The organism is Caldibacillus thermoamylovorans (genome assembly GCF_000751775.1).
Classification (GTDB): Bacteria; Bacillota; Bacilli; order Bacillales; family Caldibacillaceae; genus Caldifermentibacillus; species Caldifermentibacillus hisashii.
Window position 1 is genome coordinate 23,196 of record NZ_CCRF01000010.1, and the last position, 20,310, is coordinate 43,505.

General features: G+C 37.2%; 18 protein-coding genes, 1 pseudogene and 1 riboswitch. Of the genes and pseudogenes, 13 read left to right on the forward strand and 6 right to left on the reverse strand.

From position 1 onward, the window contains the following. Positions 1-63 precede the first annotated feature (63 nt). Positions 64-504, reverse strand: a complete 441-nt coding sequence (locus tag BT1A1_RS01275; protein WP_034767256.1) for a cell wall hydrolase — start codon at positions 502-504, stop codon at positions 64-66. Positions 505-730: 226 nt separating this feature from the next. On the opposite strand from BT1A1_RS01275, the gene BT1A1_RS01280 reads away from it, so the two are divergent. The 10 genes and pseudogenes from BT1A1_RS01280 to BT1A1_RS01330 all read left to right on the forward strand — a co-directional run bounded on the left by BT1A1_RS01280 (position 731) and on the right by BT1A1_RS01330 (position 11,230). Then, positions 731-1,177 (forward strand): DUF2975 domain-containing protein, encoded by a 447-nt coding sequence (locus tag BT1A1_RS01280; protein ID WP_034767258.1) that lies wholly within the window; start codon positions 731-733, stop codon positions 1,175-1,177. Positions 1,178-1,188: 11 nt separating this feature from the next. Then, positions 1,189-1,413 carry a helix-turn-helix domain-containing protein gene (locus tag BT1A1_RS01285; RefSeq protein ID WP_034767260.1) on the forward strand — a complete coding sequence of 75 codons (225 nt, stop codon included), beginning with the start codon at positions 1,189-1,191 and terminating at the stop codon, positions 1,411-1,413. Positions 1,414-1,541: 128 nt separating this feature from the next. Continuing rightward, positions 1,542-2,334 (forward strand): annotated as a pseudogene (locus BT1A1_RS01290) (DUF817 domain-containing protein). 395 nt (positions 2,335-2,729) lie between these two features. Next, on the forward strand, positions 2,730-4,001 hold the full coding sequence (locus BT1A1_RS01295) for an NCS2 family permease (RefSeq protein WP_034767263.1): 1,272 nt from the start codon (positions 2,730-2,732) through the stop codon (positions 3,999-4,001). A 157-nt stretch (positions 4,002-4,158) separates the two neighbouring features. Then, a riboswitch (cobalamin riboswitch) is annotated at positions 4,159-4,351 on the forward strand. Between the two features lie 46 nt (positions 4,352-4,397). Beyond that, positions 4,398-6,269 carry an anaerobic ribonucleoside triphosphate reductase gene (locus tag BT1A1_RS01300; RefSeq protein WP_034767266.1) on the forward strand — a complete coding sequence of 624 codons (1,872 nt, stop codon included), beginning with the start codon at positions 4,398-4,400 and terminating at the stop codon, positions 6,267-6,269. Continuing rightward, positions 6,266-6,748: an anaerobic ribonucleoside-triphosphate reductase activating protein gene (gene nrdG, locus BT1A1_RS01305; RefSeq protein ID WP_034767268.1), complete on the forward strand. Its 483-nt coding sequence runs from the start codon at positions 6,266-6,268 to the stop codon at positions 6,746-6,748. Before BT1A1_RS01300 ends, nrdG begins: the two co-directional genes overlap by 4 nt. 71 nt (positions 6,749-6,819) lie before the next feature. Further along, positions 6,820-8,085, forward strand: a complete 1,266-nt coding sequence (locus BT1A1_RS01310) for a hypothetical protein (protein ID WP_034767270.1) — start codon at positions 6,820-6,822, stop codon at positions 8,083-8,085. 276 nt (positions 8,086-8,361) lie between these two features. Continuing rightward, entirely contained in the window at positions 8,362-8,781 is a 420-nt protein-coding gene (locus tag BT1A1_RS01315; RefSeq protein ID WP_034767272.1) for a hypothetical protein, read from the forward strand. A 1,262-nt stretch (positions 8,782-10,043) separates the two neighbouring features. Further along, positions 10,044-10,718, forward strand: coding sequence for an ATP-binding cassette domain-containing protein (locus tag BT1A1_RS01325; RefSeq protein ID WP_034767278.1), 675 nt, complete (start codon positions 10,044-10,046; stop codon positions 10,716-10,718). After that, positions 10,715-11,230 carry a DUF4352 domain-containing protein gene (locus tag BT1A1_RS01330; RefSeq protein ID WP_034767280.1) on the forward strand — a complete coding sequence of 172 codons (516 nt, stop codon included), beginning with the start codon at positions 10,715-10,717 and terminating at the stop codon, positions 11,228-11,230. The genes BT1A1_RS01325 and BT1A1_RS01330 overlap by 4 nt, the downstream gene beginning before the upstream one ends. A 349-nt stretch (positions 11,231-11,579) precedes the next feature. On the opposite strand, the gene BT1A1_RS01335 is transcribed toward BT1A1_RS01330, so the two are convergent. Then, positions 11,580-11,786, reverse strand: coding sequence for a DUF5316 family protein (locus tag BT1A1_RS01335; RefSeq protein WP_034767282.1), 207 nt, complete (start codon positions 11,784-11,786; stop codon positions 11,580-11,582). A gap of 857 nt (positions 11,787-12,643) precedes the next feature. Here BT1A1_RS01335 and BT1A1_RS01340 point away from each other — a divergent pair. Then, positions 12,644-13,876: an ISL3 family transposase gene (locus BT1A1_RS01340; protein ID WP_034767284.1), complete on the forward strand. Its 1,233-nt coding sequence runs from the start codon at positions 12,644-12,646 to the stop codon at positions 13,874-13,876. 160 nt (positions 13,877-14,036) lie between these two features. Here BT1A1_RS01340 and BT1A1_RS01345 read toward each other — a convergent pair whose 3' ends face one another. Next, positions 14,037-14,255: a hypothetical protein gene (locus BT1A1_RS01345; protein WP_034767286.1), complete on the reverse strand. Its 219-nt coding sequence runs from the start codon at positions 14,253-14,255 to the stop codon at positions 14,037-14,039. Positions 14,256-14,995: 740 nt separating this feature from the next. Here BT1A1_RS01345 and BT1A1_RS01350 point away from each other — a divergent pair. Both BT1A1_RS01350 and opuFB read left to right on the forward strand, forming a co-directional pair. Beyond that, entirely contained in the window at positions 14,996-15,958 is a 963-nt protein-coding gene (locus tag BT1A1_RS01350; RefSeq protein ID WP_034767288.1) for an ABC transporter ATP-binding protein, read from the forward strand. After that, positions 15,951-17,465 carry an osmoprotectant update ABC transporter permease/substrate-binding subunit OpuFB gene (gene opuFB, locus BT1A1_RS01355; RefSeq protein ID WP_034767290.1) on the forward strand — a complete coding sequence of 505 codons (1,515 nt, stop codon included), beginning with the start codon at positions 15,951-15,953 and terminating at the stop codon, positions 17,463-17,465. The genes BT1A1_RS01350 and opuFB overlap by 8 nt, the downstream gene beginning before the upstream one ends. A 45-nt stretch (positions 17,466-17,510) precedes the next feature. Here the strand turns inward: opuFB and BT1A1_RS18355 are convergent, their stop codons facing one another. From BT1A1_RS18355 to BT1A1_RS01370, 3 genes are all read right to left on the reverse strand, one after another. After that, positions 17,511-17,984 (reverse strand): hypothetical protein, encoded by a 474-nt coding sequence (locus BT1A1_RS18355; protein WP_156103134.1) that lies wholly within the window; start codon positions 17,982-17,984, stop codon positions 17,511-17,513. Next, on the reverse strand, positions 17,951-18,661 hold the full coding sequence (locus BT1A1_RS18360; protein ID WP_156103135.1) for a hypothetical protein: 711 nt from the start codon (positions 18,659-18,661) through the stop codon (positions 17,951-17,953). Before BT1A1_RS18360 ends, BT1A1_RS18355 begins: the two co-directional genes overlap by 34 nt. 160 nt (positions 18,662-18,821) lie before the next feature. Continuing rightward, positions 18,822-20,204 carry an amino acid permease gene (locus tag BT1A1_RS01370; RefSeq protein WP_034767297.1) on the reverse strand — a complete coding sequence of 461 codons (1,383 nt, stop codon included), beginning with the start codon at positions 20,202-20,204 and terminating at the stop codon, positions 18,822-18,824. Between the last annotated feature and the right edge of the window lie 106 nt (positions 20,205-20,310).

A 20,310-nucleotide genomic window follows, 5' to 3' on the forward strand; every position in this document is an offset into this window, starting at 1 on the left:
TAACCGTTTTGTCTGCAAATTGTCGGAATGATTTTACGGAATGATAAAATCACAACGTATGAATTACCAAATATATGCACCTTCACAAGTGTTTGCTTGTGGTTCGTAATAACAATGTTGTTTATATTGTCCCGTAAATGGCTGATTATACCACGTAGGTGGACATGGGGCATAGGGATTAAAATACCAAAGGGCATATTTGGAAGGATGTTCTCGCCAATAGTCTAAGGTTAGTTTGGCTAATCTCCTTTCTACACTTCTTGCCGGATTATAAAATACATTTCCTTTTTGAACGGCTTCAAAAGAATAATTTCCACCCTGCACTTGAAAAATTACTTGTCGGATTGTTCGCAAACCTCGGAAATCTAAACAGTTTGCTTTTAACCGATTGACAATAACATTACCAACCATCAACATCCCGAGTCGACCTTCTCCCTCTGCTTCCGCCCTCATCATCCTTGCCACTAAATCCACATCACTGCTTGTATACTGTACTCTTGGCACTCTGATCACCTCTAAAAAATTGTATGAAAAAAAACAACAAACATGCGGATTTTCATTTTTTCATAAGGAATGCTTTTTATTTTTGGTGATAATGTGATTTTCAATAAAAATACAATGAAAATTAATAAATATTTATTGAAAAACAATAAATATCATGCTAAAATCAAATTCGATCATAAATATGTGAGGTGTTTTAAATGATCGAGGATCAACACTCTTTTTAAAGATAGCGGTTATTCTTATTGGAGTTCCGGTTCTTACTTTGTGTATATTTGGCTTGTCTTGGTTACCAAATCATCCGGTAAATCCGGATTACAACCATATCCTATATCCGATTATTACCGGCATATATGTATCCGTTATACCGTTTTTCATTGCTTTGTATCAGGCTTTAAAACTTTTAGGTCATATTGACAAGAATCAAGCTTTCTCTGAATTATCGGTAAGATCGCTCAAGAATATTAAATTTTGTGCCATGATAATCAGTGGTTTGTATGTGGTTGTCTTGCCATTCGTTTATCTTTTAGCAGAATTAGATGATGCGCCGGGTCTGATACTCATTGATATGGTCATTATTTTTGCTGCAATGGTGATTACTGTCTTTGCAGCGGTTCTCCAAAGACTTTTACAAGAAGCGATTGATATAAAAACAGAAAATGATTTAACGGTCTAGGGGTGAAAACAATGGCGATTATTGTAAATATTGATGTGATGCTGGCGAAGAGGAAAATGAGTGTTACAGAACTTTCAGAGCGGGTTGGAATAACGATGGCAAATCTCTCTATTTTAAAAAATGGAAAAGCAAAGGCGATTCGGTTTTCAACTTTAGAGGCGATTTGTAAGGCTTTAGATTGTCAGCCCGGGGATATTCTCGAATACCGAAGTGATGAAGACACTCAAAATGAATGAAGAAGGAATAGAAAACGAAAAACCTAAGCAGAAACAAGAATTTGACTAGCCACTAGACTTACAGTTATTTACACCATTTTCAATATAGACTTACGATTGTTCGGAAACAGCCAAAGGAGGCACCGGTGATGAGAGCCCTAAAACAATTGATTCATTTTGGTTGGGAACAAGCCCTATCCTGTATATTTCCTGTTGTCATTTTTTCCTCTTTAGCGATTACCCAAATGCTGCCCTTACCGTTTTTACCACGGTATGACTGGTTGCTGATTATCTGCCTCCTCATGCAATGGTGGATGGTACATTCCGGACTCGAAACAAAGGATGAACTAAAGGTAATTACCATGTTCCACTTGATTGGACTTGCGCTGGAGATTTTCAAGGTACATATGGGCTCGTGGTCTTATCCAGAGGAGGGCTATGTCAAAATTTTTGGCGTACCATTGTATAGCGGATTCATGTATGCCAGTGTAGCAAAGTTATCTTTGTCAAGCGTGGCGGAGATTGAAGGTTGAACTGATTAAGTGGCCGCCGTTTTCGGTCGTTGTCCCTCTTGCTGCTGCGATTTATTTAAATTTTTTTACCCAACATTATTGGGTTGATGTTCGGTGGTGGCTGTCCGGGCTTGTCCTAATCGTCTTTTGGCGGTCATGGGTTATGTTTCAAGTGAACGGAACCCGCTACCGTATGCCACTCACACTTTCTTTTATACTCATCGGATTTTTCATTTGGATTGCTGAGAATATTGCCACGTTCTTTGGCGCTTGGCAATATCCAGACCAAACAGATGCTTGGAGTCTCGTTCACCTGGGAAAAATCAGCTCATGGCTGTTATTAGTAATTGTCAGCTTTCTGATTGTTGCGACGTTAAAGCAGGTGAAAGGAAAAAGCTCCACTAGTATAGGTACAAATCAGTATTTTTAAATCAAAAAAGATATACCTTACTTTTTTGTAAGAAATGGAATGAATATGTAAGGAAAAGCAATGGCTGACTAAGAACGCTACCCCTTATAATCGATATGAAATGATTTGTTCAATCTCATTTAAAGAAGAAAGCAAATTCAAGAGATATGTAGGGTGTTCAAATATAAGACTAACTGCATGAGAATGAGTCAAATTCAAAAATGGTATTCCTTAAAAGAGGTCTGGACCTTATTTTTTAACGCAAATGAAAGATCAGTTGTAAAATTACACCAAAGATTCCATTGATTATAAAATTCCATTCCATTGACAAATTGTTTTTTTAAAATAAAATATAAAATATGTGGCTCTTGAAAGAGAGCGGGTCGGGCGAGGGAAAACTGAATAGAAGGAGTAAAATGTTTCAATTAAAACAACATGATACGACTGTTAAGCAGGAATTAGCAGCAGGATTAACCGGTTTTTTTACCATTGTTTATATTATTGCTGTGAATTCGCTCATTTTATCTGAGGCTGGTATCCCACTGGAAGGGGCAATGTTGGGTACGATCCTGACCTCATTTGTCGGATGTTTACTGATGGGGATTTGGGCTAATGCACCGATATTAGTCGTTCCGGGCATGGGGATTAATGCCATGTTTACCTATACACTTGTCCAATCCATGGGGCTAAGTTGGCAGGAAGCTCTCGGCGTAACAGTCATCTCTGGACTCATTTTTGCACTGATTTCATTCACTTCCTTAACGACGATTATTAGTAACGGAATTCCTGGAATATTGAAGGAAGCAATTAATATCGGAATCGGTCTTTTCCTCATGCTTATTGGACTGGAAAAAGGTCATTTAGTTGAACGTGGAGACCTGTCAATTATTTCTTTAGGAAACTTGAGTGATCCCAATGTTATTGCTACGATCTTAACGTTAATCATTGCGTTAATTTTATTTATTCGCAATGTAAAAGGGAACTTTTTATGGACAATCCTTATTGGAACAGGCACCGCGTTCTTATTTGGTATTTTGCCTTCAGGGACTAATGATTCATTATCATTAGAAGGTTATAGTGAAGTGTTTGGATCATTTTCTTTAGAGCATTGGGCATCTTTTCCGTTTCTAATTGCCGTATTTTCTGTAACGATGGTTGTCGTTTTTGAAAATATCGGCTTGATTTCCGGACATATGAAACTGGCAAAACACCCGGAAAAATTTAAAAAGGCATTTCAGGCAAATGGTATTTCAGTAATGTTGTCTGGAATCTTTGGCTCAAGTCCAACTGTAGCGACTGCTGAATCTACTGCAGCTATTGCAGCAGGTGGACGGACAGGTTTAACTGCGATTACGACCGGTTTTTTATTTTTAGGAGTAATTTTTTTCATTCCATATATGAATATGATTCCTTCCAATGCGATTGCACCTGTATTAATTATCATTGGTGGTCTAATGGTGCAAAATATTCGTAACTTAGACCTTCATGATTTAACGGAGTCTTTTCCGGCAATTTTTATTATGATCATGATTCCTTTCACATACAGTATTGCAGATGGTATTGCCATTGGCTTTATTTTTTATGCGATTTTGAAATTAACCACAGGGAAAGCAAAACGAGTTTCAGTGACGCTTTATATAATAGCCGGTTTATTTCTTTTAAATTTTATCTTTCAATTTGTAAGTTAGACCTCCGAGATTTCGGAGGTTTTTTCTATTTGCTGAGAAACTGTACTATTTGTGGTTGGGCATAAATTACCCTTACACCCAAATTTTTCATTGAAATCAAAAACTCAGTATGGTAGGATACTAGATGTAGTTAATGAACCGTTTATATAATACTAAATATAGTGATTTGAGTTATGGTGACAGCATCTGTCTGAAAAGGGAATCCAGTTCGAATCTGGAGCTGCCCCCGCAACTGTTCGTGTGGACGAATAAGCAATCCACTGTATCGCTCATCTTTCGGAGTGATATGGGAAGGGCTTTAGGAGGAAGAAACACAAGCCAGGAGACCTGCCGTAACTTGAGCGTGAACGGTTTTTTATTTACCCAAAACTAGCGATAGACAGGAGAGCATGGAAAATGAGTACAAGAAACAAACAAGAAGCTATTTGCGATTTTCCTTTACATTCGTTAAATGAGATTGTTTTTTCGCGCAATCATGATCTTATTCAAGAAAATGCAAATATGGACGGTTCTTCACCGATGGGACAAATGTCAAAAATCTCATCTGAGGTCAGTAAGTTTTATGCAAAACAAATGATGCTCAGTGAAGAAATAACAAAGGCGATTGATGACAATTTTATTTATCCTCATGATCTTGACTTTATGGTGACGGGTACGACGACCTGTTGTCAGATTCCGCTGGGTGAGGTATTAAAGGGTGGATTTAATACCGGTCATGGTTTTATGCGCGAACCGAATGATATTAGCAGTGCCATGGCATTAGCGGCGATTATTTTTCAATCAAATCAAAACATGCAGCATGGCGGGCAAAGTTATCCGATGTTTGATTATGACCTTGCGCCTTACATAGATAAAACATTTCAAAAAAATATCAACCGTTTGAAAAGTTATTCCACCTGCTATACAGAAGAAGAGCTTGAAGCATTAGCCTGGAAAGAAACCAACCGAGATGTGTACCAAGCGTGTGAAGCTTTCATCCATAATTGTAATTCAATGCATTCTCGCGGAGGCGGGCAAGTTCCGTTTGTATCTATTAATTACGGTACCGATACGTCCAAAGCCGGGCGATTGCTCGTAAAAAATATGTTGTTGGCAACGAAAGCCGGACTCGGCAAGGGGGAGACACCAATTTTTCCGATTCAAATTTTTAAAATGAAAAAAGGGATCAATTTCGAGCCCGGAGAACCAAACTATGATTTATATCAACTAGCGCTTGAAACGACAGCAAAACGTTTATTTCCAAACTTTAGTTTTATAGATTCTACGTTCAATTGCCCATACTATGACGGAACCCCGGAATCGGAAATTGCCTATATGGGTTGCCGTACCCGAGTGATGGCAAATCGTCATGGTGATGAAAATAGTATTCGTCGCGGAAATTTATCTTTTACGTCTATTAATCTTGTAAAAATTGCGCTGATTGCTAAAGATGAATGTGATTATTTTAACATATTGGATCACTATATCAATCTCGTAATTAAACAACTGTTAGAGCGGTTTGATTTTCAGGCAAAAAAGCAGGCAAAGCATTTCCCTTTTTTATATGGTCAGCATATTTGGAAGGATAGCGAAAACTTAAAACCTGACGATGAAGTAGGAGAAGTATTAAAGCATGGAACATTAAGTGTCGGTTTCATTGGATTGGCTGAAGCACTGGTTGCATTAACGGGCAAACATCATGGTGAATCAAAGGAATCCTATCAATTAGGGTATCGCATTGTTCAGCATATGCGGGCAAAAGTAGACGAAGCAAGTGAAAAATACAATTTAAATTTCTCCTTAATTGCCACCCCGGCAGAAGGGTTATCAGGGAAATTTACCCGGAATGATCAAAAGGAGTTTGGGAAAATTCCCGGAGTGACGGACCGATCCTATTATACGAATTCATTCCATATCCCTGTTTACTATAAAATCAAGGCGATTGATAAAATAAAAATTGAAGGCTCCTTTCATAAACTATGTAATGGTGGCCATATTACTTATATTGAGTGTGATGGAGATGTATCCAAAAATATTCATGCATTAGATCGATTAGTAAAAGCCATGGCACAATATGATATTGGCTATGGTGCCATTAATCATCCGGTTGACCAGTGCGGCGTCTGCGGTTATTCGGGAATCATTGATAACGAATGTCCGATTTGCCATAATTCGGATGAAAATAAGATTGGGCGGATTAGACGAATAACCGGTTACTTAGTTGGCGATATGAAAAGATGGAATTCAGCTAAACGGGCAGAAGAAAGCGAAAGGGTTAAACATCAATGAAAGTCATGAATATTATCCATGATTCCGTTGTTGACGGTGAAGGTTTACGGACAGTTATCTTTTTTGCAGGCTGCCCGCACTTCTGCAAGGGATGCCATAATCCGAGAAGTTGGAATATCAATAATGGAACAGAGATGTCAGTTGAAGAAGTAGTTGAGGAAGTGGCCAGTAATCCACTGACCGATGTAACCTTATCCGGCGGGGAACCCTTTTTTCAGGTGGAAGAAGTGTGCAAAGTGGCGAAACGATTAAAGGAATTAGGAAAAAATATATGGATCTATACAGGCTTTACATTCAAACAACTCCTCGCATCGCGTGACCCTTATATACATGAATTACTCGGTTATTGCGATGTTCTTGTTGATGGACCGTTTATTCTGGCAGAAAGGGATTTAACTTTACCATTTCGTGGAAGTAGAAATCAGCGTATAATCGACTTAACGAAACATAAAGTAAAAGTTCCACCAATGAGGGTCTAGCTGCTAAGATGGGATAAATAAGGGTACATAGGAATCACTGATAAGTCAGATGCTAGAGAGGGGACAGGTAAATGGATGAAAGAATACAAAAATTGATTGACTCTGCAAAGACGAAATTTGGGTTAGGTGATTACTACTTAGAAACACATGGCTTTTTTCGTAACGTCAATATTTTTAATGAAACAATCTATACATTTTATATGGAGTGGTTTCCGAAACATGTAGCCAAACCGGATGACGACTCTAATCCGGAGGGAACAGCAGTCATTGAATTTAATTTGCATGCAGGCAAGTTTGAGAGAACTATTTTTGTCATGGGAAAGACCTATGCAAAAGACGGAATTGCTTTTCCCAATATGGATTTCAATGACATCATCAAATGGATTGAAGAGGAGACAGGATTGATATACGGGAAACAATTTCAATTACGAAGGCAACAAGAAAGGGAATTTTATTTTGAAGGATGCATTGATGGTATTGCTGTTTCACCAGGTGCATTTATTGAGGTTAATCTGGATCAGGATGGAAAACTAACCTTGTTCTCTGTTACGGGACCATTTCCTTCCAAAAATATGGTCATTGAAGAGACTTATCACCTTTCCCTTGAAAAAATCGAACATTTGGCAAAAGAACAATTGAAGCTGATTGAATATCCTTCCGACGAACAGAAAAAAATAATCCCTGTTTATGGAGTGGAAGAAATCTTTGTTACGAATGACGGCAGATCAACTATACCATATGAACTGGATGATTCCCCCTATGTAAGGATCGATGAAATTATCGTTTGGGATGAACCAATGAATGAACCGTTTGAAAGAAAAGAAATACGTTGGTTTGAGGATATAACAGCAGAGCAAGCATTTTCAAATGAGCCAAGTCCTGATTCATTCCCAATTACAAAGGAAGAACAAGATAGATGTGTACAGTCTGTAAAGGACTTTTTACGTCAGGTTTACCCGAATGATACGGGAAAATGGCTGCTTAAAACACTTAAACGCAATAAAGGATATATTCATGCAACAGTTAGGGCTAACTACCGGGACGACGGTGTATTTCAAAGAAAATTAGAAATCATCATTGACGCAAATCGTTTTCAAGCCGTCAATTACTTGGATAACGAAATGATGTTGCGAATTTTCGATCAATTTCAGGCACCTGATGAAGTAACGGTCACGAAAGAGGAAGCTTTTGAAAAAATCAAAGAATGGTTTGAGTTAAAGCCTGTTTATATCTATGATTTTGATCAAAAACAATATGTTTTATGTGGGAAAATAGATTGTCAATATGGAGTAAACGCAGCCAGTGGTGAAGTGATATTGTTGGATGAATTGATATGAAGCCAAAGATGAGGCAGTTGAATGATTGATATGATGGAAGGCCCTGTTGAATAGAGCAAAATGAACTGGATATTTTTTAAACGAATTGATTTAACCCTGCTACTTGGCAGGGTTTTTGGCGCGGAGCATTTGTTGTCAATAAAAAGTCGATCCTCGATAGTTTTCTATTTTGCATTCATTCATGTAAAAGAATAAGCCATCAGTATGACTAAAAATTCCGGTTTATTATAAAAATAAGTAATACGAACAGAAATAATTGGAAAGGATCGAATATTTATGAGAGCTGTATCCGCTTTATTTTCAATCCTTATGCCGGGGTTTGGACAAATATATAATGGTCAAATTAAAAAGGGTATTTTTCTTTTAGTAGTAGAACATTTTGATAATATGTTGGGGAAAATAAATCGTTCTATTCAGCTGGATTTTAACGGTTTTCACCAAGAAGCATTGGCTACAGTCATTTATGATGCTATGCTATTTTATCCGGGATTTTATGTTTATACCGTTTGGGATGCTTGGTTCTATGCAAAAGAGGGGGCTGATAAGGGGAAAACGGCCATACCCTTTATTATTGGCGGTTTTTTAGGGGAGCTCGGAGCGATTTTTGCATCAAAATTGCCATTCCCAACGCTCATCTGTGGTCTACTTATGATCATTCCTATGTTAATCGGGATGGTGATATTTCGAAAACAATAACAAATCATTCAAGAGTTAAATGACATTTATTAATTTAACTTTTAACAGTAAGTCTTATACTTTCATTTTCAAGGTCTTAAGGTAGGTTGCCTTGTTCATCATCTACTGTCTTTCCGTCTGTTTTCATCGAGTTAACGAAGTCCGAATTATTTAAGAGGGAAGCTATTGGTTATATGTCAGAATAAAAAAATTTTTTTATATAGGGCGATAAATTTGTAAATGTCCAAAACTAAAAATATTCCTTGCCCCAGAGAAATATAGGTACTAAAATTAAATTAATGACCGGTCATACATTTTTTTAAGAGATGCAAGAGACAATATAAATGTTAAAGTTCGTATTAAGGCTGTTAGAGGGGCAGATAAGAATGATTTCTATGCATCTGGTGTTTGGAGCCCGGATTCTATTTAATTGCTAAATACGGTTTGCTGCTGTCCAAAAGTTTATTCAGGTGCAATGTAAGCAATAATGTTATTCGAGAAATCCCAACATTCCGACATTGTATGATTAGACTTTTTGGACAGCGTCGGTAGAAATATAAAATTTGGAGGCTATCTTATGATGAAAAAGTGGCTCCCTATAGTCTTATTAACAGTTCTTGCCCTTGTTTTAATTGGAATCAAAACCTATTCAAAGCTCCGGTTATGAAATACCAGTCAATTGGATTTTCATTCAATTTTTTATTCTCTTTTTGATTACTGATTTTTTGGTTCATGATGCGGAAACGAATAGTAGCTACTTGATACTGAGAATTAAAAGAAGGGAACAGTATATTCTGTCGAAACTAATTTGGATTGTCATTCAAAATATACTGGTCTATTTTGGGTTATTTATTGTGATCTATGTGATTTCATCTTTACTATTAGGGGATTTTTCTCTTGAAGCTTCATCCTATTTTCAAGATACGATCCAATCCCAAGCAGCCATTTCGATAAATCCAATACAGCTTATATTACATCTCTTTTTCGGATACGTTTTGACAAGCATTGTGTTGTCGGGGATTTTTTTACTGTTCACTCAATTTTTTGCTTCAACCGTCTCCTTTTGTTTTGTGCTTATATTAGGTTCTCTATCTATATTTATAGACTGGAAATGGCTTCCGGCAATTCATTCGATGATATTGAAAAGTAATCTATTTGATCTAGAACATCATCTTTCATTAACGTTTTCTTTTGTTTACTCTGTTTTCGTTTATATTTTGTCAGCATTTTTCATTTTTATTGTATATAGGAAGACAGATATTTTGAAATAGGAGGGATGGAACATGGCCGAGACAGATCAAATTTACCTAAAAGTTGAACATCTCACTAAAGTCATGAAACAGCAAGTCATTTTAAAGGATATTAATTTAGAATTAAATAAAGGGTTTATTTACGGTTTTCGGGGGAAAAACGGATCCGGAAAAACAATGTTATTCCGTGCCTTATGTGGATTAATTTTACCTACTGAAGGGACGATAACAGTGGGAGGAATACAACTGGGCAAAGATGCATCCTTTCCTCCGAGTGTAGGTGTATTAATTGAATATCCGGGTTTCTTAAATTCATATACAGGATTTCAAAATTTAAAAATGCTTGCGAGTTTAAATAATTTCATTGATGATAATCGAATTAAGGAAGCAATTCGATTGGTAGGTCTTGACCCTGAAGATAAGCGGAAGTATCGGAAATACTCGTTAGGAATGAAACAACGATTAGGGATTGCACAGGCGATTATGGAAGAACCGGATTTGATTATATTGGATGAACCAACAAATGCTCTTGACTCGGAAGGAATTGAGGAACTAAAAAAATTATTATTGGAATTAAAAAATAAAAATAAGTGCATTCTGATTGCCAGTCATGATAAAGAGGAATTGGAATTTTTATCCGACGAGATTTTCATATTAGAAAAAGGCAAAATAGTCGATCATTACCATTTACAAGGGGTAGAAAAATGAGTAAAAAAATGATCCTATTACTGTCCATTATTTTCGCAGGACTCATTATCTGGGGCTTTCGAGTTTACACTGTCAATGCAGGGGTAGCCAAAACATATGAAATCCAATCGTTTAAAATTGGTGATTCTATTAAATTGGACCATGCTGAATTAAAAGTGATTGATTTTCAGTATGGAGAAGAAAACAATAAAAATGGAGATCAATCTTTACCGGTCAAGGTTGCAATGGAAGTCATGAATACTTCAAATAAAGATATTTCGGTTCAGAGACTAATAGAAACCAAACTTGCTTACGGTATGGATTACTATCAAACAATGGAAGGGGAATTTGAGGGGGAGCAGCTAAAAAAATTGTCACCAAACACATCCACCCAAATCACATTAGTTTATTACGTCGATCCGAAATATAATGATAAATCCGCCAAACTATATTTTGACCAAAGCTTATATAAAAAACAAGTTATCGACCAATATCATCATGGAAAAAGATATGGCATTGCTGTTGATTTATAAAAGCTAAATTGGAAAAATTAGTGCATTGAATTTTCCAAAACCCGATAATCCTCAAAGGAACTTGAATAAAAGTTGTGATCGAATTTTGGTGTAAATAAAGAGGAAGTTGGGAAATGAGTTTGTTTCTCCACTTCCCCTATAATTTATTGATTTTTTTAATCGGTTAAATACTGACAACTTCCACCGGCAAAACAGTGGGGTTCAAGAGTGAATTTGGCAAATTGTTTTCATGATAAAAAATCCGACCGAGTAAGATTTCTGAACGAGAAGTCTGTGACGTACGTTTAATGTTTTAAAGCGGGACGGCTGAAATGGACCAATGAAAAATAGAGATTTTCATTTATGTTTTTTAGAAAAAGTATATTAATGCAGCAATTAATAAAAAAACAATTCCTAAAGAACCAGAATAGGTTGCTATTCCCATTATGAATTTTCTGTGTTCATCTGTTTCAGAAAAAAAATTTCCTCTTTGTTGTTGTCCATCAACCAAAGCACCATTAAAAATAGCCGAAATGACTATACAAATAATCCCCAAAGTAAAGAAAAATTTTAACATATAATAAGAATTTATCTCCTTTTTTTAGTAATTATATGATTAGCACCCAAAAGGGTTTTATAGAAAAATTTGATCCAAATATAGTATTAGCTATATTTATCAAGATAAAATATATTGCGATTTGTGCTTTAGTTTTTTTGAAAAAGGGGCTTTTTGGGTGGTAACCATTATATGAATTAAATAACCTTTTCCATTTTTTTAAACATTATTTACTAATTGAAGTTCCCAAACACTATTAGTTCCTCTTTTAAGAGTAACCCAAGTTGTTACACCAAATATTCTTCCAGTACTTACTACCGAAATTGGGGCCCAACTAGAAGGTGCAGAATAGGAAAAAGAATTACTAGTAGGATTATTATAGGACGTTTGTTGTACATAACCTACTCCACTTTTCGCCCATCCAGTTGCCCCAAAATTAACTTTTCTGTTAGATAATGAAACAGTTGAATCTAGTATAGTCCAACCTCCACTTACCTTTGTTAAATCAGTATAATCTTCTCCATCAATAGATGAAGTAGTATAATATACTGTACTATAAGCTCTAACACTAATAGAAGAGTCATATTTAGACTTATTGCTTGAATCATTAGTTTGAAAATTCCCATTATAAAAATCAGAAATATCGTAAAATGTTGTTGTAGCATATGTTTCTATTTTGTCACCATTTACCTCAGAAACCTTTAATAATTGACTTGTTGAATAAGTTTGAACTGTTCCATTTTCTAAGCCATCTGTACTTTGTAATACAACTTTAGCAACGAAGTTTTTGGCTTCCTCGCTATTTAATGTTTAGTTTAAAGCTTCCCAAAGCTGTCTATACTGGGTAATACTACTAAATTACCTGGGGTGATAGTCTTATGAAAAACTTTGAAGAAGAGTATAATGTATTCCAAGATGCGTTAGAAATACCTAAACCTTGGTATGTTTTCCATAATGAATTAGCTAAAGAAGAAAATACCTTACACATTTATATTGAATATCAATCAGGAGCGGAATTTTCTTGTCCTAATTGCGGTAAAACGGGATGTAAAGTTCATGATATACAAGATCAAGACCGGACTTGGAGACATCTAAATTTTTGGCAATATAAGACCATTCTCCATGCCAGAATGCCACGAGTAAAATGTGAGTCATGTGGTAAAATACGTACGGTTGTCATTGATTGGGCACGTCCAGGAGCTGGATTTTCATTATTATTTGAGCACCATGTGTTGTCGCTAATGGTTGAAATGCCTGTCGCTGCCGTAGCTCGTGAAGTAGGCGAACATGATATGCGCCTTTGGCGAGTATTTAAATATTATGTCAACAAAGCCATGGAAAACATAGATGTATCTAATGTCACTCGTATAGCGATGGATGAAACATCACGAGCAAAAGGCCATAAATATGTGACATTTTTTATTGATATGGATACCAAACGCTTAATTTTCGCTACTACTGGTAAAGGTGCAGATGTACTGCAGGTGTTTAGCCAGTTTCTAGACAGTAAAGGGGTTTTACATTCCCAGATTAAAGAATTTTGTTGCGATATGTCACCAGCCTTTATTTCGGGTATTGAAGAGAAATTTCCGAATGCAACGATTACGTTTGATAAATTTCATGTCATGAAAATGGTAAATGAAGCATTAGATCAGGTACGAAAACAAGAACAAGCTACACAGCCAGAACTTAAAAATTCACGATACGCTTGGCTGAAGAACCCCGAAAACCTAACAGAAAAACAAGGAAGTAAATTGGCTAAATTAAAGGATTTGGATTTGGCAACAGGCCGTGCCTACCGCATGAAACTATCGCTTCAGAAAATGTGGACTAAACACCCAATCCTTTCTGAATTGTATTTTGATGAATGGCATAGCTGGGCTATTCGATCCCGACTAGAACCAATGATTAAAGTTGCAAAAACACTAAAACAACATAAAGGCGGAATCTTAAGATGGTTTGTTACAAAGATGACCAATGGCCTTCTTGAAGGAATAAACAGTTTAGTTCAGGCTACCAAAAGAAAGGCTCGTGGATACCGAACAGCCGATAATTTTATTGCCATGGCCTATGCAACGGTTAATAAACTTGATCTTATTGGTATATCATGACTTGTTTTATCCTTTCTTGTTTGCTTAGCGACCAGCACTTAGATGTAGGATAGGCTGTCAAGTGCTTTCCTTGACAACCTATCCTACATCTAAGATAATACCGGTGGCAAACAAGGAAATGATAGAATCCTATGGGCACTGGTAACCTGTTTTTTCAACATTAAACAGCGAAGAGCCAGTTTTTTTCAACTTCTCTATTAACATCACTTACCCCATTTTTAGCTCTCTCATATAGTTTATTAATATCTTTTATTTCTGTAAATCGTTGTATAACTTTTTCTTTATTTCCTATTTTTTCAGCAGATGTTCCAATAGGAAAGACACTAAAAGAAAACAAAACAATAGAAACCAAAAGTAGTAGTTTAATTCTATTTAACACATTAACTCTCTCTTTCTCTTTATTTTTATTTAGACCACAATAAATAATTTACATAAAAAATTAAGCTATAAAGTTTTTTCTTTGACTTAATAAAGAATTCAAAAATAATACCAAAAAGAATAATAATCCATATATACGACCCACCAATCGTCTCATCAACTATTGAAATTACTTCATTAATAATTAGGATTAGTTAAGTTTATTTGTTAAGTTTATTTGGCTCATACCTTCTCGAGCTGCTTTCAAAGTCTCTGACCGTTAATCTAAATCAGGAAACGACTTAAAACCAATAATCATTTCAAATTTAAACGATTTTTCATTTAACCACCCCTTTCAGTAGTCGCTTATATTTTGGCAGAACAAAACCTAATGATTATAATCACTCTACATATTAGGAAAAATCTTAACAATTAAATTATAATAATAATAATAAAAGTCAACAAAATATTTAGGAAAATCCAATTTTTTGATAACATATGATTTGATCAATAAATAATAACCCTAAACATGGCTAGATTGACAAACAACAGAACTGTTATAGTTATGGCCACATGTATTTACAAGAGGTTTTCTATAACTATTTACATCAATTTCATTCAACATAGATTTAATAAACGGAAGTCAAGGAAATGATTGAAGGTGGACAAGTCGACTTGGAAGAAAAATAAGAAAAGAAATGGTAAAATTGGTTCCGTGGATTTGTTCGCGTTTTTAAAACAAAAATACAAGGGGAACATTTTATGATTAAGTTTGAAAATGTATCAAAGCGATATGAAGATGGTACGGTTGCAGTTAATTCCCTTAATTTAGAAATTAAACAAGGTGAGTTTTTTGTCTTTATCGGGCCAAGTGGTTGTGGAAAAACAACAACGCTGAAAATGATTAACCGGTTAATTCCATTATCAGATGGGACGATTTTTATCGATGGCAAAAAAATTAATGCGTACGATATTCATGAACTAAGATGGAATATTGGCTATGTTTTGCAACAAATTGCTCTTTTTCCGCATATGACCATTGAACAAAATATTACGGTTGTGCCGGAAATGAAAAAATGGCCGAAAGAGAAGATGAAACAGCGAGCCTATGAACTTATGAATATGGTAGGCTTGGATCCTGAAAACTATGCAGACCGGAAACCAAATGAACTATCCGGTGGCGAGCAGCAAAGGATTGGTGTCATCCGTGCCTTGGCAGCTGATCCGGAAATAATTTTGATGGACGAGCCGTTTAGTGCGTTGGATCCCATCAGCCGGGAAAAGCTTCAGGATGATATGATTGATTTAAAGAGGAATCTGAAGAAAACGACTGTTTTTGTTACCCATGATATGCAAGAGGCATTAAAGTTGGCCGATCGGATTTGCATGATGAAGGACGGGGAAATCGTTCAAGTCGGTACTCCTCAAGAACTCGTTACGAACCCTGCCAATGATTTTGTCAGAGAATTTGTGGGGGGGAAATTTGGAAACTGGCCGAATCACATCGATTTGGAGGCGATGGTACAACCATTGGCATCAAGTGAAATGCACCCCTCCATTGTCATTCCGGTATCGACCTCATTCAGTGAGCTTTTGACTCTCCTTAGCGTCCATGAACAACTTGTCGTGGAAAATGATGGCAAGCAAATTGGTGTCATTAATCGGCAGACCTTGATCCAATTTTTATCTGCTCATATGCCGGAAAGGGGGATGACCGATGAGTGAGATTGTGCAAGTATTACAGGAGAGAAAAGGCGAACTGCTTAGTGCTTTGCTGGAACATATTCAAATTTCGTTTGTCGCTTTATTTTTTGCCGTTCTCATATCAATTCCATTGGGCATTTATGTAACAAGACATAAGCGGATTGCAGAAGGTATTATTGGGGTCGCTTCTGTTATCCAAACGATTCCTTCTTTGGCATTATTAGGGATTCTCATACCGCTGTTCGGGATTGGCAGGGTGCCGGCAATTATTGCCCTTGTAGCCTATGCTGTTTTACCGATTTTACGAAATACATATACAGGGATTAAAGAAGTGGATCCTTCATTAATTGAAGCGGCTGATGCGATGGGGATGAATCCGAGAAGAAGATTGATTAAAGTGGAAATTCCGCTTGCCATGCCGGTCATGATGGCAGGGATTCGAACGGCCATGGTTTTAATTGTCGGTACAGCCACCCTTGCCGCATTAATTGGTGCCGGTGGACTCGGGGAACTGATTTTGCTTGGCATTGATCGAAACAATGCCCAGTTAATTTTACTCGGAGCCATTCCGTCAGCCCTCCTTGCTATTTTGTTTGATTACTTACTAAAGAAATTTGAGCAACTATCTTATAAAAAATCATTGGTATCGATTAGGGTTGTTTTTATATTGGCTCTCGTCATCCTTATTGCCCCGGTCATTGGTCACCAAGATGAAAAAATAGTCATTGCCGGGAAACTTGGTTCAGAACCGGAGATATTGATAAATATGTACAAAATTTTAATTGAAGAAAATACCGATTTGTCGGTACAGTTAAAACCGGGTCTTGGAAAAACTTCCTTTGTCTTTCATGCGTTAAAATCCGGGAGTATTGATATTTATCCGGAATTCACCGGGACAGCGATTTCCGAGTTTTTAAAGGAGACAGCGAACAGTACGAACCGGGAAAAAGTGTATGAGCAAGCAAAAGACGGGCTGTTGGAGCGGTTCGATTTCGTTATGCTTGAGCCGATGGAGTATAACAATACGTATGCATTGGCGGTACCAGGCAATTTTGCCGAACAATACGGACTGGAAACCATTTCGGATTTAAAAGGTATCGAGGATCAGATAAAGGCAGGATTTACATTGGAATTTTCCGATCGGGAAGATGGTTATAAAGGGATTCAAGGATTGTACGGTATCCAGTTTCCGAATCTTGTCACGATGGAACCGAAACTTCGCTATGTAGCTGTAGAGTCCGGTGAGATTAATTTGGTCGATGCTTATTCCACCGATAGTGAATTACGACAATATAATCTGAAAGTGTTAAAGGATGATAAGCAGTTATTCTCGCCATATCAGGGTGCACCATTATTGCGAAAGGAAACTGCTAAACGGTATCCGGAAATTGTAAAGGCACTAAACAAATTGGCCGGACGAATTACCGATGAGGAAATGAGAGAAATGAATTACCAAGTGAATGTTAAAGGGAAAAATCCGTATGAGGTAGCAAGGAGTTACTTGGAAAAAGAAAATCTATTAAAGTAAATACTACAATCCTATAGAAAAGGGTATTCTCATATGGGGGAATTTTTAAGGGCAAGTAGATGAAGAATGTTTACTTGCCTGTGTTTTTTTATTTTGGTTGCCAAAAAATGGTAATTCTCGGCCATAATGATGACGAGAACGGGTTTCGTCGCCAGAAAATGAAGTTTTCCACCGCAAAATGGTGACGAGAATGAATCTCGTCGCCAAAAAAAGGAGTTTCCCGAGTAAAAATGACGACGAGAAAGGATCTCGTCGCCAGAAAGGAGCATTTCCCGGCTTAAAAAGACGACGAGAACGAGTCTCGTCGCCAAAAATGAGTGTTTCCCGGCTTAAAAAGACGACGAGAACGGGTCTCGTCGCCAAAAAAATGAGTTTCCGGCCAAAAAAAGACGACGAGAACGGGTTTCGTCGCCAAAAATGAGTGTTTCCCGGCTCAAAAAGACGACGAGAACGGGTCTCGTCGCCAAAAAAATGAGTTTCCCGGCTCAAAAAGACGACGAGAACGAGCCTCGTCGCCAAAAATGAGTGTTTCCCGGCTCAAAAAGACGACGAGAGAGGATCTCGTCGCCAGAAAATTGAGTTTCCAGCCAAAAAAAAGACGACGAGAACGGGTCTCGTCGCCAAAAAAATGAGTTTCTGGCCAAAAAAAGACGACGAGAACGGGTCTCGTCGCCAAAAAAGTGAGTTTCCAGCCAAAAAAAGACGACGAGAACGGGTTTCGTCGCCAAAAAAGTGAGTTTCCAGCCAAAAAATGCCGACGAGAGAGGATCTCGTCGCCAGAAAAATGAGTTTCCGGCCAAAAAAAGACGACGAGAACGGGTTTCGTCGCCAAAAAAATGAATTTCCCGGCTCAAAAAGACGACGAGAACGGGTCTCGTCGCCAAAAAAGTGAGTTTCCAGCCAAAAAAAGACGACGAGAACGGGTTTCGTCGCCAAAAATGAGTGTTTCCCGGCTCAAAAAGACGACGAGAACGGGTCTCGTCGCCAAAAAAGTGAGTTTCCAGCCAAAAAAAGACGACGAGAACGGGTTTCGTCGCCAAAAAAGTGAGTTTCCAGCCAAAAAATGCCGACGAGAGAGGATCTCGTCGCCAGAAAAATGAGTTTCCGGCCAAAAAAAGACGACGAGAACGGGTTTCGTCGCCAAAAAAGTGAGTTTCCAGCCAAAAAAAGACGACGAGAACGGGTTTCGTCGCCAAAAAAAGAAGTTTTCCGAGTAAAAAAGACGACGAGATAAAAAGAGAATTTCTTGCCCAAAATTAGTGATAAGAAAGAATGTTAGTCGCTAAGGATTCAGGACGTACATTTAGTCCACACCATTCTTGCAAAAGGATGGATTTTTTTCCTTGAATAAATAAGTTATTTGGCTCTTTGCTCATAATTAAGCGCATGTACATTATTTTTTCGATGAACTCCATATAAAATGAATAAAAGAATGAACCAGACCGGGGTCAGTAGTAAAGCCATTCGAGTTACTTCGGAAAAATACATGATAACTAAGATGATAGCAAAAAAAGCTAAGACAACGTAATTTATGAATGGTGTTAATGGCGCTTTAAAGATAGACTTATTGTGCAAATCCGGCCGTGATTTCATATAGCGAATATGTGAAATTAAAATGATGCTCCAAACCCAAATAAAACAAATGGCGCTAATCGTTGTTACAATGCTAAATGCTTGTTGCGGGATGAGCTTACTCAGAAGTGCACCGACGGAAAGAACGACTGCAGAGATCCATAAAGCATTACTAGGCACATGATTTTTACTTAATTTTGCAAACGTAGCCGGTCCTTGTTCATGTCTACTTAAGTTGTACAAAATCCTGCTGGTAGAAAACAACCCACTATTACATGCTGAAGCTGCTGATGTTAATACAACAAAATTAATAATGCCTGCTGCAACCGGAATTCCTACCAAACTGAATACTTGTACAAAAGGGCTTTTCGATGCATTTAACTGTTCCCAAGGGTTAATAGTCAAGATGATAAAAAGGGCACCGACATAGAAGAATAAAATGCGTAACGGGATCTTATTAATAGCCGACGGAATATTTTTCTTCGGATTGCTCGTTTCCGCTGCTGAAACTCCGACCAATTCTACTCCAACAAAAGCGAATACAACCATTTGGAAGGAAAATAGAAATCCGCTGATTCCATTAGGAAATAGGCCGCCATGTTTCCAAAGATTATTCACGGTAACAGCACCGCTATCTGATTCAAAACCAATGACGAGCATAACAAAACCAATAATAATTAATGCTAAAATTGTAATGACTTTAATTAATGCGAACCAAAACTCCAACTCTCCAAAAAGCTTGACCGTCAATAAATTTAATCCTAGTAAAATAATTAAACAAATTAGTGCAGGAACCCATTGGGGAATATCAAACCAATACCGGATGTAGACACCAACCGCAATAATATCCGCCATCGCTGTCATAATCCAACAAAACCAATAGGTCCAACCGGTGACATAACCTGCCCATGGTCCAATATAATCATTGGCGAAATCCGTAAACGATTGATATCCGGCATTTGATAATAGAAGTTCACCCAAAGCTCTCATAACAAAGAATATCGCAATTCCAACAATTAAATAAGCAAAAATGATGGACGGTCCCGCCAATTGAATTGCTTTCCCAGATCCTAAAAATAACCCTGTGCCAATCGTCCCGCCAATTGCAATAAGTTGGACATGTCTGTTTTTCAAATCTCTCTTTAATTCTTGTTTTTGCTCTGCCACATTTCATACCTCCTGAAAATTACTTTTGTGAAATAACTCACACCAAAATCTGTTAAAAAAATACAATGAAGGGGTTGCTACAAAAACAAAAAGAGATTGGATTTCT

Bases quoted from the DNA above. Each gene is read 5' to 3' on its own strand.
- BT1A1_RS01285 (WP_034767260.1), top strand. From the start codon at position 1,189: ATGGCGATTATTGTAAATATTGATGTGATGCTGGCGAAGAGGAAAATG.
- BT1A1_RS01295 (WP_034767263.1), top strand. From the start codon at position 2,730: ATGTTTCAATTAAAACAACATGATACGACTGTTAAGCAGGAATTAGCA.
- BT1A1_RS01300 (WP_034767266.1), top strand. From the start codon at position 4,398: ATGAGTACAAGAAACAAACAAGAAGCTATTTGCGATTTTCCTTTACAT.
- nrdG (WP_034767268.1), top strand. From the start codon at position 6,266: ATGAAAGTCATGAATATTATCCATGATTCCGTTGTTGACGGTGAAGGT.
- BT1A1_RS01310 (WP_034767270.1), top strand. From the start codon at position 6,820: ATGGATGAAAGAATACAAAAATTGATTGACTCTGCAAAGACGAAATTT.
- BT1A1_RS01315 (WP_034767272.1), top strand. From the start codon at position 8,362: ATGAGAGCTGTATCCGCTTTATTTTCAATCCTTATGCCGGGGTTTGGA.
- BT1A1_RS01325 (WP_034767278.1), top strand. From the start codon at position 10,044: ATGGCCGAGACAGATCAAATTTACCTAAAAGTTGAACATCTCACTAAA.
- BT1A1_RS01330 (WP_034767280.1), top strand. From the start codon at position 10,715: ATGAGTAAAAAAATGATCCTATTACTGTCCATTATTTTCGCAGGACTC.
- BT1A1_RS01335 (WP_034767282.1), bottom strand. From the start codon at position 11,786: ATGTTAAAATTTTTCTTTACTTTGGGGATTATTTGTATAGTCATTTCG.
- BT1A1_RS01340 (WP_034767284.1), top strand. From the start codon at position 12,644: ATGAAAAACTTTGAAGAAGAGTATAATGTATTCCAAGATGCGTTAGAA.
- BT1A1_RS01350 (WP_034767288.1), top strand. From the start codon at position 14,996: ATGATTAAGTTTGAAAATGTATCAAAGCGATATGAAGATGGTACGGTT.
- opuFB (WP_034767290.1), top strand. From the start codon at position 15,951: ATGAGTGAGATTGTGCAAGTATTACAGGAGAGAAAAGGCGAACTGCTT.